This is a genomic window from Kitasatospora sp. Ki12, from assembly GCF_054601375.1.
Map to the genome: position 1 here is coordinate 3334589 of NZ_BAAIHT010000001.1, position 16070 is coordinate 3350658.

A 16070-nucleotide genomic window follows, 5' to 3' on the forward strand; every position below is an offset into this window, starting at 1 on the left:
CCGGGACACCCCGGTGGGCGCGCCGCCGCTCACTGCGGCTCGCGCCGGATGCCCCGGATCTCGCAGCGCGGCCCGCTGGCCCGCATCAGCCGCAGGTCGGCGGTGACCAGCGGCGCGCCGTACCGCTCGGCGACCGCGACGTACGCGGCGTCGTCCGGGGTCAGGTTGTCCTTGAGTTCCCAGATCCGGCCGAGCAGCGGTGCCACCTCGACCTTGCGGATCGCCACCGCGGCCAGCTCGCCGGTGAGTTCGGCGACCCGCTCGGCGGTCAGCTCCTTGGCCAGGTAGAGGCCGCGCAGCGACTGCATCACCTCGACCGTGATGTGCTCGGGCGCCAGCCATTCCCCGTCGGCGGCGAGTTCGGCCCGGGCGGCGGCCCCGCGCGGGCCCTCGTCGGCCAGCGCCAGCATCAGCGCGGACGCGTCCACCACGATCATCTTCAGGTCCCCTCCGCCGGTCACGGGACCGGGCACGTCACCGGTCACGTCACCGATCACCGTACCGGGCCCGCCGGTTCGGGTGGCGGGGGGCCGGTTCAGCCCCCGAGCAGCAGCCCGGCGAGCACCGAGGCGGCGTTGGCGGTGGCGGAGGCGGCCCAGGGGAGTGCGGTGCGCGGCGCCAGTCCGGTGAGCGGGGCGAGCAGGGCGCCCTCGGCGAGGCAGACGCCGGCCTCGCCGAGCCCGAAGGCGGTCCAGTACGCTGCGGCGGGCCCGGCGGCGTACGGCTGCAGGGACCACCAGAGCAGCGGGTGCGTCGCCAGGTTGACCAGGACGGCGGCACCGGCGGCCCGGGAGGGGCGCAGTCCGCCGGCCCGGGTGAGCGCGACGGTGTAGACGGGCACCTCGACCAGCAGGGTCAGGGCGAGGGCGAGGGCGTAGGGCACGGCGGGGATCGTGCCACGGGGAGGGGCGCATGACCACCGGGGCGGTACCCGCGTCGGCGTCGACGGTCGGAGGAGCCGACGGAGCAGGCGCGTCCGGGCCGGTCTGGCCGGCGCCGGGCCCGGCCGTCCGGCTGGGCGCCGCGCCGTTCGCGGGTTTCGCGCTGTCGGCCGTCCTGGCGCTGGCGCTGGCCCTGCGGGCGCCGACCGGTCTGGCGGTGCTGGGCCTGGCCGCCTTCGGTCTGCTGCACAACGTGCTGGAGCTGCGCTACGTGGCGGGCCGTTTCGCCGCCGTGCTGGCCGGGCCGCTGCTGCGGCTGCTGCTGGCGCTGGTGACGGGCATCGTGCTGTGCCGGCTGCTGCCGCCCTCCCGGCTGTCCCAGTCGGCGGAGATCCTGCTCGCTTACGGCCTGCTGGCGGCGGCCTGCCGGTACGGGCTGCGCGGGCGGCCGTGGCTGCTGACCGCGAGCGCGGTGCTGCTGGCGGCGGCCGGCGCGGCCTCGCTGGCCTTCCCGGCGTACCACTTCGTGGCGCTGGCGCACCTGCACAACGTGGTGCCGCTGCTGTTCCTGGCCGAGTGGTCGCGTCGGCTGCGGCGCGGGCGGGCGGCGTTCCTGGTGCTGCAGGGCGTCTGGGTGCTGCTGGTGCCGGCGTTGTTGCTGAGCGGTCTGCTGGACGGGCTGCTGAACGGCCCGCTGTCGGGGCGCCCGGGCGGCTGGACGGACCGGCTGGCCGCCGCGTACACCCCGCCGGCCTGGCTGACGCCGGAGGCGGGGCTGCGCTTCCTGGCGGTGTTCGCCTTCCTCCAGACGATGCACTACGTGGTCTGGGTCTGGTTCCTGCCGCGGTACGCGCCGGAGGCGGCGGAGCGTTTCGAGGCCCGGGTGCCGGTGCTGCGCGGCGGCCGGGCGTGGTTGCTGGGCGCGGGGGCCGGGGTGCTGCTGGCGGTGCTGTTCGCGGTGGACTACGCGCAGGGCCGGTCGTTGTACGCGGCGCTGGCGAGCTACCACGCGTACCTGGAGTTCCCGGTGCTGCTGACGCTGGTGCTCGGCGCCGGCGCGCGGTCCGGTACGGAGTGGAGCGTGGATGGAGTGGAGGTGAAGAGATGAGGACGATCCTGCTGGCGGACATCGCCCCCTCGCCGACCGGCGGTTCCGGTGGTGAGCTTGTGGTGGTGCTGCTGATGGCGGCCGCGGTGGTGGCGGGTGCGGTCTGGCTGATCAGGCTGGAGCGCAAGCGGCGCGGCCCGGACGGCGAGTGAGCCACGGCATGCACTATGGTTTATCTCGACATCGAGATAACTCACCCTTACGATATATCTCGACATCAAGATACTTGCCGAGAGGCGCTCACCGGCGATGCGGGCAAGGTAAGCCTAAGTAAGGCTGACCTTACCACCGCGTGGCGGCCGGATATCGCACGAAGCACCCAGAAGGAGTCAGTCGTGTCCGCGAACAGCTTCGACGCCCGCAGCTCGCTGCAGGTGGGCGACGAGTCGTACGAGATCTTCAAGCTCTCCGCCGTCGAGGGTTCCGAGCGGCTGCCGTACAGCCTCAAGGTGCTGCTGGAGAACCTGCTGCGCACCGAGGACGGCGCGAACATCACCGCCGACCACATCCGCGCCCTCGGCAACTGGGACGAGAACGCCCAGCCGAGCCAGGAGATCCAGTTCACCCCGGCCCGCGTGATCATGCAGGACTTCACCGGCGTGCCGTGCGTGGTCGACCTCGCCACCATGCGCGAGGCCGTGAAGGAGCTGGGCGGCGACCCGGCCAAGATCAACCCGCTCGCCCCGGCCGAGCTGGTCATCGACCACTCGGTCATCGCCGACAAGTTCGGCACCAAGGACGCGTTCACCCAGAACGTCGAGATCGAGTACGGCCGCAACAAGGAGCGCTACCAGTTCCTGCGCTGGGGCCAGACCGCCTTCGACGAGTTCAAGGTCGTCCCGCCGGGCACCGGCATCGTCCACCAGGTGAACATCGAGCACCTGGCCCGCACCGTCATGGTCCGCGGCGGCCAGGCCTACCCGGACACCTGCGTCGGCACCGACTCGCACACCACCATGGTCAACGGCCTGGGCGTGCTGGGCTGGGGCGTCGGCGGCATCGAGGCCGAGGCCGCGATGCTCGGCCAGCCGGTCTCCATGCTGATCCCGCGCGTCGTCGGCTTCAAGCTGACCGGCGAGCTGCCGGCCGGCACCACCGCCACCGACCTGGTGCTCACCATCACCGAGATGCTGCGCAAGCACGGTGTGGTCGGCAAGTTCGTCGAGTTCTACGGCGACGGCATCGGCTCCATCCCGCTGGCCAACCGCGCCACCATCGGCAACATGTCGCCGGAGTTCGGCTCGACCTGCGCGATCTTCCCGATCGACGCCGAGACCATCAGCTACCTGAAGCTCACCGGCCGCGACGAGCAGCAGCTCGCCCTGGTCGAGGCGTACGCCAAGGAGCAGGGCCTCTGGCACGACCCGTCGGTCGAGCCGGTCTACTCCGAGTACCTCGAGCTGGACGTCTCCACCGTCGTCCCGTCGATCTCCGGCCCGAAGCGCCCGCAGGACCGCGTGATCCTGGCCGAGGCCGCGAGCAAGTTCGCCGAGGCGCTGCCGACCTACTCCGCCGAGGCCTCGAAGCCGACCACCGTCACCGCCCCCGACGGCTCGACCTACGAGATCGACAACGGCGCGGTCGTGATCGCCTCGATCACCTCCTGCACCAACACCTCCAACCCCTCCGTCATGCTGGGCGCCGCCCTGCTGGCGAAGAAGGCCGTGGAGAAGGGCCTGCACGTCAAGCCCTGGGTCAAGACCACCCTGGCGCCCGGCTCCAAGGTCGTCATGGACTACTACGAGAAGGCCGGCCTGCTCCCGTACATGGAGAAGCTGGGCTTCAACCTGGTCGGCTACGGCTGCGTCACCTGCATCGGCAACTCGGGCCCGCTGCCCGAGGAGGTCTCGGCCGCCGTCAACGAGGCCGACCTCGCGGTCGTCTCGGTGCTCTCCGGCAACCGCAACTTCGAGGGCCGGATCAACCCCGACGTCAAGATGAACTACCTGGCCTCCCCGCCGCTGGTGGTCGCCTACGCCCTCGCGGGCAACATGAACATCGACATCACCAAGGACGCCCTGGGCCAGGACGCCGACGGCAACGACGTCTTCCTCGCCGACATCTGGCCGTCCGAGCAGGAGGTCGCGGCCACCGTCGCCGGCTCCATCGACGAGGCGATGTTCGACAAGGGCTACCAGGACGTCTTCGCCGGTGACCACCGCTGGCAGTCGCTCCCGGTCCCGACCGGCAACACCTTCGAGTGGGACGCCGAGTCCACCTACGTCCGCAAGCCCCCGTACTTCGAGGGCATGGCCAAGACCCCGAGCCCGGTGACCGACATCGCCGGTGCCCGCGTCCTGGCCAAGCTGGGCGACTCGGTCACCACCGACCACATCTCCCCGGCCGGCAACATCAAGCCGGGCACCCCGGCGGCGCAGTACCTGACCGCCAACGGTGTCGAGAAGCGCGACTTCAACTCCTACGGTTCCCGTCGTGGCAACCACGAGGTGATGATCCGCGGCACCTTCGCCAACATCCGCCTGCGCAACCAGATCGCGCCGGGCACCGAGGGCGGCTACACCCGCGACTTCACCCAGGCCGACGCGCCGGTGTCGTTCATCTACGACGCCTCGCAGAACTACCAGGCCGCCGGCACCCCGCTGGTCGTCCTGGCCGGCAAGGAGTACGGCTCCGGCTCGTCCCGTGACTGGGCCGCCAAGGGCACCGCGCTGCTCGGCGTCAAGGCCGTCATCGCCGAGTCCTACGAGCGCATCCACCGCTCGAACCTGATCGGCATGGGCGTCCTGCCGCTGCAGTTCCCGGAGGGCGAGAACGCCGACTCCCTCGGCCTGACCGGCGAGGAGACCTTCTCCTTCACCGGCGTGACCGAGCTCAACGAGGGCCGCACCCCGAAGACCGTCAAGGTCAAGGCCGGGGATGTGGAGTTCGACGCGGTCGTCCGCATCGACACCCCCGGTGAGGCGGACTACTACCGCAACGGCGGCATCCTGCAGTACGTGCTGCGCTCGCTCATCGGCTGAACTCCGGTTCAGTAGCTCCTGAAGGGGGCCGGACCCGCGACTCCGCGGGCCCGGCCCCCTTTTGCATGCTGCGCCGACCCGGCCCGCCCCCTTGTGCGGTGAACGGCGGATGGACTAAACCTCTGTCCCATCTGGTCCAGACCATTTGACGCCGCTTCAGAGAACGGGTCCGGTATGCCAACTCGCGCCTCAGCCCTGCTCGCCGCCGCCACCGTCGCCGCGCTGCTCGCCGCCCCCGCCACCGCCGACGCCGCCGACGGACGGCACGGCCCGACGTTGAAGGGCCAGCGGGTCGGCTACTTCACCCAGTGGGGCGCCGACAGCTCCGCCAAGCGGGTCCAGGAGTCCGGCCAGGCGGCCAGGCTCACCGTCGTCAACTACGCCTTCGGCAACGTCTCCGCCGACGGCACCTGCTTCGAGAGCGACGACGCGGGCCAGGGCGACGCCCGCAACGACTACCAGCGCGCCTTCTCCGCCGCCGAGTCGGTGGACGGCGTCGCCGACGCCCCGGGCCAGAAGCTGAAGGGCCACTTCAACCAACTGCGCAAGCTCAAGGCGAAGAACCCGCAGCTGCGCACGGTCATCTCGCTGGGCGGCTGGAGCTGGTCCAAGTACTTCTCGGACGCGGCCGCCACCGACGAGGCCCGGAAGAAGTTCGTCTCCTCCTGCATCGACCTCTACCTCAAGGGGAACGTGCCGGTCCTGGCCGGCTCCCCGGAGGGCGGCAAGGGCGCGGCCGCGGGCGTCTTCGACGGCATCGACATCGACTGGGAGTACCCGGGCGGCGGCGGGGACGCGGGCAACGTGGTCCGCCCCGAGGACGGCCGCAACTACACCCTGTTGATGCGGGAGTTCCGCACCCAGCTGGACGCGCTGTCCGGCTCCGGCACCAGCGCCGGCACCAGCAGCAGCTCCGGCACCGGCGGCAAGAAGGGCAGGCACTACCTGCTCACCGCCGCCGTCGCCGCCAACGAGACCGTCGCCGACCGGCTCGAACTCCCGGAGCTGAGCCGGTCGGTGGACTGGCTCAACGTGATGACCTACGACCTGCACGGTCCCTGGGAGGGCACGGGCCCGGCGAACCACCAGGCCAACCTCTACCCCGACCCGGCCGACCCGGACCCCCGCCGGCGCAGCGCCGACACGGCCGTGACGCACTACCAGGAGCGCGGCCTGCCCGCCCGGCAGCTCGTCCTCGGCGCCCCGCTCTACGGCCACGGCTGGACGGGCGTCGCCCCCGGCGACCGCGGCGGCCTCTACCAGAGCGCCACCGCCGCCGCGCCCGACCACTCGTACCAGGAGATCAACGCGCTGCCGGGCAAGGTCTACGTGGACCGCGACCACGGCGCGTCCTGGAAGTACGACGGCACCACCTTCTACAGCTACGACACCGCCGAGGTGCTCACCCGGAAGGCGCGGTACGCGCGCTGGAACGACCTGGGCGGCGTGATGGTCTGGTCGCTGGACGGCGACGACGCCCGGGGCAGCGCGATCGCCGCCCTGGACCGCGGCCTGCGCCGCGACTGACCCGGCGGCCCCTACGGCGGACCCCCCGGGCCCCTACGCCCGGGGGCCCGCCGTGACGAACACGGCGGGCCCCCGGACGTCAGGACGTCAGGACCGTCAGGCCCGGTCGCAGGCCTGTGCCCGCAGGGCGCGGGCCAGGTCGTCCCGGCGCTCCAGCACCAGGCGGCGCAGCGCCGGCGCGGCCTGCGGGTGCCCGTCCAGCCAGGCGTCGGCCTCGGCCAGGGTCGACTCGTCGGTGTGGGCGCTCGGGAAGAAGCCGGCGACGAACCGCATCGCGACCTCGATGGTCCGCTCGGCCCAGATCCGCTCCAGCAGCTTGAAGTACGGAGCCGCGTAGAGGGCGGTCAGATCGCGGTGGGCGGGCACCGCGAAGCCCGCGATGTTGGCCTCGACGAGGGCGTTCGGCAGCTCGTCCGAGTCGACCACGGCCGACCAGGCGGCGGCCTTGGCCTCCGGGGTGGGCCGGGCGGCCAGGCAGTGGGTGTACTGGCGCTTGCCGCCGGCGGTGTTGTCGGCGGCCAGTTCGGCGGCCAGCTCCTCGTCGGAGGCCTGCCCGGCGGCGGCCAGGGCCAGCCACAGCGACCAGCGCAGCTCCTGGTCGACCTCCAGGCCGTCGATCCGGGCGCTGCCGGCCAGCAGGCCGCGGACCAGGCCGAGATGCTCGGCGCCGCCCGCGGTCTGGGCGAGGAAGCGGGCCCAGGCCAGCTGGTGGTCGCTGCCGGGGACGGCGTCGCGCAGCTCGCGCAGGGCGCCGTCGGCGAGCAGTCGGCCGCCCTCGGCGCGCCAGGCCGGGTCGGCGTACAGGTCGACGGCGGTCTTGGCCTGGAGGTGCAGCGACTGCAGCACGCCGATGTTGCCCTCCTGGCCGGCGAAGCGCAGCACCAGGGCGACGTAGTCGCGGGCCGGCATCAGGCCGTCCCGGGTGAGGTTCCAGACGGCGGACCAGGCCAGGGCGCGGGACAGCTCGTCGCGGATGTCGCCGAGGCCGGTGCGCAGGGTCTCCAGGGAGTCCTGGTCGAAGCGGATCTTGCAGTAGGTCAGGTCGTCGTCGTTGAGCAGGACCAGCGCCGGGCGGGGGCGGCCGGCCGCCCCGGTGACGACGGTGCGGGCGCCGGTGACGTCCAGCTCGATCCGCTCGGTGCGCACCAGGGCGCCGTCGGAGTCCCGGTCGTACAGGCCGAGTGCGATCCGGTGCGGGCGCAGCACCTCGCCGTCCTGCAGCACGGCGAGCTCGGTGATCCGGCCCTCGGCGTCGGTGGTGACCTGCGGGGTGAGCGAGTTCACGCCGGCGGTCTGCAGCCAGGCGGCGGCCCAGGCCTTGAGGTCGCGGCCGCTGGTCTCCTCCAGGATGTCCAGCAGGTCGGTGAGCTCGGTGTTGCCGAAGGCGTGCCGCTTGAAGTAGCGGCGGGCGCCCTCGAAGAAGGCCTCCGAACCGGCGTACGCCACCAGCTGCTTGAGGACGGAGGCGCCCTTGGCGTAGGTGATGCCGTCGAAGTTGAGCTTGGCGTCCTCGAGGTCCCGGATGTCCGCGGTGATCGGGTGCGTGGTGGGGAACTGGTCCTGCCGGTACGCCCAGGCCTTGCGCTGGTTGGCGAAGGTGACCCAGGCGGAGGAGTAGCGGGTGCGGGCGCCGATCAGGCCGTAGGAGCCCATGAAGTCGGCGAAGGACTCCTTCAGCCAGAGGTCGTCCCACCAGCGCATGGTGACCAGGTCGCCGAACCACATGTGCGCCATCTCGTGCAGGATGACGTTGGCCCGGGCCTCGTAGGCGGCGTCGGTGACCTTCGAGCGGAAGACGAACTCCTCGCGGAAGGTCACGCAGCCGGGGTTCTCCATCGCGCCGATGTTGTACTCGGGGACGAAGGCCTGGTCGTACTTGCCGAAGGGGTACGGGTAGTCGAACTCCTCGTGGAAGAAGTCGAGGCCGAGCTTGGTGACGCCGAGGATCTCCTCCGCGTCGAAGTACGGGGCGAGGGAGCGCCGGCACATCGCGGAGAGCGGGATCTCCAGGGTGGTGCCGTCGGCGAGCTCGCGGCTGTAGTGGTCGCGGGCGACGTGGTACGGGCCGGCGACGACCGCGGTGAGGTAGGTGGAGATCGGCTTGGTCGGCGCGAACTCCCAGGTACGCGCGGAGTCCTCGGCGGTGACGGACTCGTGCGGCGCGTTGGACCGGACGTCCCAGGCGGCCGGGGCGGTCACGGTGAAGGTGAACGGGGCCTTCAGGTCGGGCTGTTCGAAGGTCGCGAACACCCGGCGGGCGTCGGCCGGCTCGTAGTGGGTGTAGAGGTAGGTCTCGCCGTCCACCGGGTCGACGAAGCGGTGCAGGCCCTCGCCGGTGCGGCTGTAGGCGCAGTCGGCCTCGATGGTCAGCTCGTTCTCGGCGGCCAGGCCGTCCACGTGCACCCGGGCGCCGTCGTAGGCGGTGGCCGGGTCGAGGGCGCGCCCGTTGAGGGTGACCGAGCGGACGGCGGGGGCGAGCAGGTCGAGGAAGGTGCCGGCGCCGGGCTGGGTGCAGCGGAAGGCGACCGTGGTGGTGGAGCGGAACGTGGCGGCCGCCGGGTCGGGGGCCGAGGTCACGTCGAGCCGGACCCGGTAGCCGTCCACGGCCAGGATGCTGGCCCGCTGCTGGGCTTCGTCGCGGCTGAGGTTCTTGCCCGGCACGGCGGTACTCCTTTGTCCGGCTCGCACGGTGGTGCGCGGATGGGTGGTGCGGTCTCGGCGCACGGGTGTCGGCCGCGCACGCGGGGTCATCCTTTCACGCGTTCCGCCGTCGGTACCATTGCACAGGCCGACGCGCCCGGGGCGGAATCAGCGGCGTCGAGCGGGCGTTGGGGTCCTGCGGGGGAGTTCACCCCTGCCTCGGATCACCTCACGAAGGACGACACGCAGTGACCACTGCCGTTGAGCGCAAGACCGCCGACTTCTGGTTCGACCCGGCCTGCCCGTGGGCGTGGATGACCTCCCGCTGGCTGATCGAGGTCCAGCAGCTGCGCCCGGTCGACGTGCGCTGGCACGTGATGAGCCTCTCGGTGCTGAACGAGCACCGGGACCTGCCGGACAACTACCGCGAGCTCCTGAACAACGCCTGGGGCGCGGTGCGGGTCTGCATCGCCGCCGCCGAGAAGCACGGCGAGGAGGTGCTCGGCCGGCTCTACACCGAGCTGGGCGTGCGCTTCCACAACCAGGGCCTGCCGCAGGACCGGGAGACCATACAGGCCGCCCTGGTGGCCGCGGGCCTGCCCGCCGAGCTGGCCGACGCGGCCGGCACGGACATCCACGACGAGGCCCTGCGCGCCTCCCACAAGGAGGGCATCACCCTGGTCGGCGAGGACGTCGGCACCCCGGTGATCGCGGTCGAGGGCGCGGACGGCGAGCGGGTCGCCTTCTTCGGCCCGGTGGTCACCCCGGCCCCGAAGGGCGAGGCCGCGGCCCGGCTCTGGGACGGCACCCTGCTGGTGGCCTCCACCCCGGGCTTCTACGAGATCAAGCGCACCCGGACGGCCGGCCCGTCCTTCGAGTAGTCCCCGGCCCCGGCCCCGAGCCGGAGCGCGGCAGGGCCCGGTACCGCGAGCGGTACCGGGCCCTGCGCGTGGACGGCGGCTCAGCGGGCGGCGGCGTCCCGGCGCTGCTTGAACAGACCGGCGGTGACCAGCGCCGCGACCAGCACCCCGGCCGCGTACAGCTGCTCCCGGTTGCCCTCGGTGGTGGTCATCAGCGCGAGGATGCCGGCCACGGCGGCCATCGCGACCCAGGTCAGGTACGGGTAGCCCCACATCTTCACGGTGAGCAGCTCGGGCGCCTCGCGCTCCAGCCGGCGGCGCATCCGCAGCTGGACCGCGCAGATGAACAGCCAGACCACCAGGATCGCCACGCCGGTGGTGTTCATCAGCCAGGTGAACACGGTGTCCGGCCAGAACTTGGCGGCCAGCACGGCGCCGAAGCCGAACAGGCAGGAGGCCAGCACGGCCCGGCGCGGCACCCCGCCGCTGACCTTGGCCAGCGCCTTGGGGCCCTGGCCGCGGCCGACCAGCGAGTACGCCATCCGGGAGGCGCCGTAGATGTTGGCGTTCATCGCGGACAGCAGCGCGACCAGCACCACCACCTGCATGATCGCCCCGGCGCCGGGCACCCCGAGGTGGCGCAGCACGGTGACGTACGGGCCGTCGGCGACGACCGCCGGGTCCTGCCAGGAGACCAGGGTGACCACCAGGGCCATCGAGCCGATGTAGAAGATCGCGATCCGCCACACCGCGGTGCGCACGGCGTTGGCGACGTTCTTCTTGGGGTCGTCGGACTCGGCGGCGGCGATGGTGACGGTCTCCAGACCGCCGTACGCGAAGACCGAGGCCAGCAGGCCGACGATCAGGCCGTCGACGCCGTTGGGCAGGAAGCCGCCGTGGCCGGTGAGGTTGGCCGTGCCGGGGGCGCCGGGGCCGAGCACCCCGGCGACGCCGAGCCCGCCGAGGACCAGGAAGGCGACGATCGCGGCGACCTTCACGGTGGCGAACCAGAACTCGAACTCACCGAAGTTCTTCACCGCGGTGAGGTTGCTGGCGCAGAAGAAGACCATGAACAGGGCGACCCAGACCCAGGACGAGACGCCCGGTATCCAGCCGTTGACGATCTTCCCGGCGGCGGTGGCCTCGGCGGCGACGCCGCAGCAGAGCATCACCCAGTACATCCAGCCCGCCGTGATCCCGGCCCACGGGCCGATCTCCTTCTCGGCGTGCACCGAGAAGGAGCCGGAGGCGGGGCGGGCGGCGGACATCTCGCCGAGCATCCTCATGATCAGCATGACCAGCAGGCCGGAGAGCACGAAGGCCAGGATGATCGCCGGGCCGGCGGCCGCGATGCCGGCGCCGGAGCCGACGAAGAGGCCGGCGCCGATCACGCCGCCGAGGGCGATCATCGACAGGTGGCGCTGCTTCAGCCCGTGGGAGAGCTGCTGGCTGCCCGGTGCCGGGGTGGCGGCGTCGGTGGTCCCGGGCGCCGGGGGCGCGGAGGTGGGGGCCATAGGGGTGGTTCCAGACTGTGCGGTATGCGGCATGAGCTGTCCAATATCCGGTGGGGCCTCTGTTCATGCCAACCACCTCCGGTTCGGGACCACATTGCGGACCGGGCCGGAACGGAGGGTGCCCGAGTGGTCACCCCGTGTCGCTTCGGGCCGGTTCCGACAACGCCCCGGGGTGGGGGTTTGTCCGAAACCGTGCAGGTCGCGCAGTGGATCACCGCGTAGGTTCACAGGTGTTCACTCACCTGGACCCCACGGAGGGACCCCCGATGGCCACTGCCACCACCCCGATACCGCGCCGCGCCGTCCTCGCCGACCTGCTGCCCGCCGCCTCCACCCGCCTCGGCGGCCAGGTCCGCGACCTGGCCCTGGTGGCCGGCGGCGCCGCGCTGACCGGCGTGGCCGCCCAGCTGTCCGTCAACGTCCCCGGCTCGCCGGTACCGGTCACCGGCCAGACCTTCGCCGCCCTGCTGGTCGGCACCGCGCTCGGCGCCCGCCGCGGCGTCGCCTCGCTCGCCCTCTACCTGCTCGCCGGCATGGCGGGGATGCCCTGGTTCGCCGAGGGCACCTCCGGCTGGGCGATGCCCTCCTTCGGCTACGTGCTCGGCTTCGTCCTCGCCGCCGCCCTGACCGGCGCGCTGGCCCGCCGCGGCGCCGACCGCAGCCCGGTCAACACCGCCGTCACCATGGTCCTGGGCAGCCTCGCCATCTACGCGGTCGGCGTCCCCTACCTGGCCTTCGCGCTGGACGTGCCGCTCGCCCGCGCCGCCGAGCTCGGCCTCTACCCGTACCTGGTCGGCGACGCCCTCAAGGCCGCCTTCGCCGCCGGGGCCCTGCCGCTCGCCTGGAAGCTCCTCGGCAAGCGCTGAGGGCCCGCCGTGATCGGGCCGCTCGCGCCCGGCTCGCACCCGCGTGCCACACTCATGGCATGCGCGTGTACCTGGGCTCCGACCATGCCGGATACGAACTGAAGAACCACCTCGTGGAGTGGCTCAAGGGGGCCGGCCACGAGCCGGTCGACTGCGGGCCGCACATCTACGACGCCGAGGACGACTACCCGCCGTTCTGCCTGCGCGCCGCCGAGCGCACCGCCGCCGACCCCGAGGCCCTGGGCATCGTGATCGGCGGCTCGGGCAACGGCGAGGCGATCGCCGCCAACAAGGTCAAGGGCGTCCGGGCCGCACTGGCCTGGAGCACGCAGACCGCCGAGCTCGGCCGTCAGCACAACAACGCCAACGTGATCTCCATCGGCGGCCGGATGCACACGGAGGAGGAGGCCACCAAGTTCGTCGAGGTCTTCCTCGCCACCCCGTACAGCGGCGAGCCGCGGCACACCCGCCGGATCGAGATGCTGAGCGAGTACGAGACCACCGGCGAGCTCCCGCCGATCCCGGCCCACCACCCCCAGGGCTGATCCCACCCCCCGTCCGCCAACGGCCGGTCGCACGCTCCCGTGCGGCCGGCCGCCGCCGTCCCCGGCCGCCGCCGTCCCGGGCCCCGGTCGCCCTGTGGGATCGGACACAGGCCCCGGCGCGCGGACGGCCCCGCGCGCGGGGCGCACGCGCCGACCACGAGATTCGTACGCCCAACCGGTGTACGCCTCCTGACGACGCGCCCGTGACCACCCCGATCGGCCGAAACCCACTGAGCGCCCCGCACCCCGGCGCACCCGCCCGCGTCCGAGCCGTCGACGCCGGGCCGTGCCCGTGGATAGGGTCGGACCCCATGGCTGGCAGACCGCCGGGCGCACCGCCCCAGACGACTGCGACGAGGCCCGGCGCCACCACGGCGTCCGACCCCGTGACGGCCCGGTTGCGCAAGAAGCTCCGCCGGGTCCGCCGAAGGCTGCGCAACGCCGGTGTGGACTACTTCCGCGGCGGCGCCGCCGACTGGCCGGTGCTCTGCGCGCTCGCCCTGCTCGTCCCCCTGCTGATCCTGCTCAACATCTGGATGCCCGACTGGGCCCCGCCCACCTCCCTGGTCCTGCCGATCCTGGCCGGCGCGCTGCTGCTGCGCCCCGGCAGCCTGGTGGTGCTCTACGCGCTCGCCGCACTCGGCCTCTCCGCCGAGTCCGTGATCCACACCGGCCAGCGGGTCGCCAGCGACAACCCGGAGGCCTACGTCTACGGCGTGACCCCGGGCGCGGCCCTGGTGGTCGGCGCCGCCGGGGTGGGCGGACTGCTGCTGGCCCAGTTCCGGGCCAGGGTCGGCGTGCCCTGGTGGGGCGGCTCCACCATGCTCTTCGACCTGCGCGAGCGCCTTCGGGTGCAGAGCCGGGTGCCCGCGCTGCCGGCCGGCTGGCACGCGGACATGGCGCTGCGCCCGGCCGGCGGCCAGTCCTTCTCCGGGGACTTCGTGGTCGCCGCTCGGACCGGCCCCGGCCAGCGGCTGCTGGAGGTGGTCCTCGCGGACGTCTCCGGCAAGGGCATGGACGCCGGCTCCCGCGCGCTGCTGCTCTCCGGCGCCTTCGGCGGCCTGGTCGGCTCGCTGCCCGCGCACGACTTCCTGCCCGCCGCCAACGGCTACCTGCTGCGCCAGTCCTGGGAGGAGGGCTTCGCCACCGCCGTCCACCTGGTGCTGGACCTGGACACCGGCGAGTACGAGCTGCTGTCGGCCGGGCACCTGCCGGGCATGCAGCGCCTGGCCGGCGCCGGGCGCTGGGAGGTCAAGCAGGCCGAGGGCCCGCTGCTGGGGATCTACGACGGCGCCAAGTTCGAGGGCGTGCGCGGCCGGCTGAACCGGGGGGACGTCCTGCTGCTGTGCACCGACGGCATGGTCGAGGCGCCGGGGCGGGACCTCACGGAGGGCATGGACCGGCTGATGGGGGAGGCCGACCGGCTGGTGCCCGGTGCCGACCGGGGCGCGGGTGCGGGCGCCGCCGCCGCGCTGATCGAAACCGTGGCCCGGGACATCAACGACGACCGCGCGGTGCTGCTGCTCTGGCGCGACTGAGCCGCGACCCGCTCGCGTGCACATGCCGCGGGCATCGGCTGTCAAGCCAGGCAGCTGATCTTCGGCCAAATCGGACGGCCCGCCGACGGACCGGACCAGCGGCTTCCGCTACCCGCCCCCGACCGCTTCCCGGCCGCTCAGCACGGCCCCGCCGACGATCCGTCAGCGCGGCTCGGCTATCGTCCCGGTCGGCGGAAACTCGTCTCGCATCGCAGGATATCGGCGCTGGGCTGACTGTCAGACCTTTACGCAATCGGCACGGTCGACCACACTGAGTCCGGGCGGGACTGTTCAGGATTCGGGGGATAGGGGGCGTCACATGCGGCACGACAGACAGCGGTCGACCGTGGCCTCCCTCACCGGCGGTGTGTCGGACGGTCCGCGATTCCGCCTCGGGACCGTGGGACATGCCGGGGTCCGGCTTTCGCTGGTGTCGCCGGGTGGTGGCACCCCGCTATGAAAACGAGGAAGTGAGTCCGGGTGGCACTCTCCGTCTCCGCGCTGGTCCTGTTCGCGATCCTGAGCATCATCTTCATCCGCAACAAGCAGATGAAGATCCCGCACGCGATCGTCGCCGCCCTGTTCGGCTTCATGCTGCACGAGACCACGGTCGCGACCTCGATCAACTCCCTGCTGGCCAACCTGGCGCACAGCATCTCCAGCATCACCGGGGGCTGATCCGACCGCATCGCCCGCTCATCGGTCGGAGCGGGCGAGCAACCTTCACCGCCCGGCCCGTCTGGCCTCCCGCCAGCGAGCGAACAGTCCCCGGGGGCGTGCGGCCGCCGGGGCCGGGGCGCGCATCGGCGCGGGTGCCACGGCGCCCGTCGGCGTGGTCCGCTCCGGGGCCGTCCGCTCGGCCGTCAACAGGACGAACAGGCGTGCCCAGCACAGCCGTTCGCCCCGCGGCCAGTCCAGCGCGCGCAGCGCGGCCGACGCCGCCTCCGACACCTCGCCGCCCACCCGGACCTCGGCGACGTCGTCCCCGGCCTTCCCGCCCAGGAAGAGCTTGACCCCGACCGGCCCCGGACCGGTCAGTTCCGCGCGCAGGGCGGGGGCCAGCGCCGGGAGCACCCGGTTCTCGGCGAGCCACCCCGCCAAGTGCTCGTTGCCGAAGCCGAACACCGCGGCCGGCCCCTGGACCGCGCGCCAGCCCGGGAGTTCGGGCAGGTCCGGGTGGTCGGCGTGCACCCCGCGCCCCTCGGCGAGCTCGACCAGCACCGAGGCGGTGGTGGTCGCCCACATCTTCACCGCGTTGGCGAGCTTCTCCTCCTCGGTCTTGCCGAGGCCGGCCGCGCAGTCCCACACCACCGGCGCGTCCGCCCGGCCGAGTTGCAGTACGAAGCCGAGGTCCACGTGGCCGGCGCCGTCGTCCCCGGGGTGCTCGCGCACCGCCACCGCCGTGGTGCCGGGGCCGCGCACCACCTCGCCGTCCAGCCTGAACACCTGGCCCAGTCGCGCCATCTCCCGGACCACACAGCGCTGTATGACGGCCAGTCGCTCCTGCGGACCCACCGCGACTCCTCCACCTTGGGAGCGCGGCGGCTGAGCTCGCGCTCGAACTGCACTCGAACGCCGCCGAGGCTATCGGCCCGACACCCAACCGGGAA

14 protein-coding genes are annotated in these 16070 nt (G+C 72.7%); 9 read left to right on the plus strand and 5 right to left on the minus strand.

Annotated features, from left to right (window positions below; translation table 11 throughout):
• Positions 1–29: 29 nt before the first annotated feature.
• Both ACYP53_RS14675 and ACYP53_RS14680 read right to left on the minus strand, forming a co-directional pair.
• On the minus strand, positions 30–485 hold the full coding sequence (locus ACYP53_RS14675; RefSeq protein WP_229929097.1) for a type II toxin-antitoxin system VapC family toxin: 456 nt from the start codon (positions 483–485) through the stop codon (positions 30–32).
• Between the two features lie 50 nt (positions 486–535).
• Complete coding sequence (locus ACYP53_RS14680) at positions 536–883, minus strand: hypothetical protein (RefSeq protein WP_189923758.1); 348 nt, start codon at positions 881–883, stop codon at positions 536–538.
• A 29-nt stretch (positions 884–912) separates the two neighbouring features.
• Between ACYP53_RS14680 and ACYP53_RS14685 the strand changes: the two genes are divergently transcribed.
• From ACYP53_RS14685 to ACYP53_RS14700, 4 genes are all read left to right on the plus strand, one after another.
• Positions 913–1989 carry a hypothetical protein gene (locus ACYP53_RS14685; RefSeq protein ID WP_459647628.1) on the plus strand — a complete coding sequence of 359 codons (1077 nt, stop codon included), beginning with the start codon at positions 913–915 and terminating at the stop codon, positions 1987–1989.
• Entirely contained in the window at positions 1986–2141 is a 156-nt protein-coding gene (locus ACYP53_RS14690; protein WP_189923754.1) for a hypothetical protein, read from the plus strand. The genes ACYP53_RS14685 and ACYP53_RS14690 overlap by 4 nt, the downstream gene beginning before the upstream one ends.
• 183 nt (positions 2142–2324) lie before the next feature.
• On the plus strand, positions 2325–4970 hold the full coding sequence (acnA, locus tag ACYP53_RS14695) for an aconitate hydratase AcnA (RefSeq protein WP_189923752.1): 2646 nt from the start codon (positions 2325–2327) through the stop codon (positions 4968–4970).
• Positions 4971–5144: 174 nt separating this feature from the next.
• Complete coding sequence (locus ACYP53_RS14700; protein WP_459647629.1) at positions 5145–6497, plus strand: glycoside hydrolase family 18 protein; 1353 nt, start codon at positions 5145–5147, stop codon at positions 6495–6497.
• A gap of 96 nt (positions 6498–6593) precedes the next feature.
• Here ACYP53_RS14700 and pepN read toward each other — a convergent pair whose 3' ends face one another.
• Positions 6594–9158 carry an aminopeptidase N gene (gene pepN / locus ACYP53_RS14705; RefSeq protein WP_189923748.1) on the minus strand — a complete coding sequence of 855 codons (2565 nt, stop codon included), beginning with the start codon at positions 9156–9158 and terminating at the stop codon, positions 6594–6596.
• Positions 9159–9385: 227 nt separating this feature from the next.
• On the opposite strand from pepN, the gene ACYP53_RS14710 reads away from it, so the two are divergent.
• A complete protein-coding gene (locus tag ACYP53_RS14710; protein WP_189923746.1) occupies positions 9386–10018 on the plus strand; it encodes a mycothiol-dependent nitroreductase Rv2466c family protein in 633 nt (210 codons plus the stop codon).
• Positions 10019–10098: 80 nt separating this feature from the next.
• Here the strand turns inward: ACYP53_RS14710 and ACYP53_RS14715 are convergent, their stop codons facing one another.
• A complete protein-coding gene (locus ACYP53_RS14715) occupies positions 10099–11511 on the minus strand; it encodes an amino acid permease (RefSeq protein ID WP_189923738.1) in 1413 nt (470 codons plus the stop codon).
• Positions 11512–11777: 266 nt separating this feature from the next.
• Between ACYP53_RS14715 and ACYP53_RS14720 the strand changes: the two genes are divergently transcribed.
• The 4 genes from ACYP53_RS14720 (at position 11778) to ACYP53_RS14735 (ending at position 15138) form a co-directional block, all read left to right on the plus strand.
• Entirely contained in the window at positions 11778–12377 is a 600-nt protein-coding gene (locus ACYP53_RS14720; protein WP_189923736.1) for a biotin transporter BioY, read from the plus strand.
• Positions 12378–12436: 59 nt separating this feature from the next.
• Positions 12437–12922: a ribose-5-phosphate isomerase gene (locus ACYP53_RS14725; RefSeq protein WP_189923734.1), complete on the plus strand. Its 486-nt coding sequence runs from the start codon at positions 12437–12439 to the stop codon at positions 12920–12922.
• A 311-nt stretch (positions 12923–13233) separates the two neighbouring features.
• Entirely contained in the window at positions 13234–14460 is a 1227-nt protein-coding gene (locus tag ACYP53_RS14730) for a PP2C family protein-serine/threonine phosphatase (protein ID WP_189923732.1), read from the plus strand.
• 480 nt (positions 14461–14940) lie between these two features.
• Entirely contained in the window at positions 14941–15138 is a 198-nt protein-coding gene (locus tag ACYP53_RS14735; protein ID WP_030058274.1) for a hypothetical protein, read from the plus strand.
• A gap of 45 nt (positions 15139–15183) precedes the next feature.
• On the opposite strand, the gene ACYP53_RS14740 is transcribed toward ACYP53_RS14735, so the two are convergent.
• Positions 15184–15975 (minus strand): DUF6348 family protein, encoded by a 792-nt coding sequence (locus tag ACYP53_RS14740; protein WP_459647630.1) that lies wholly within the window; start codon positions 15973–15975, stop codon positions 15184–15186.
• Positions 15976–16070: the final 95 nt, after the last annotated feature.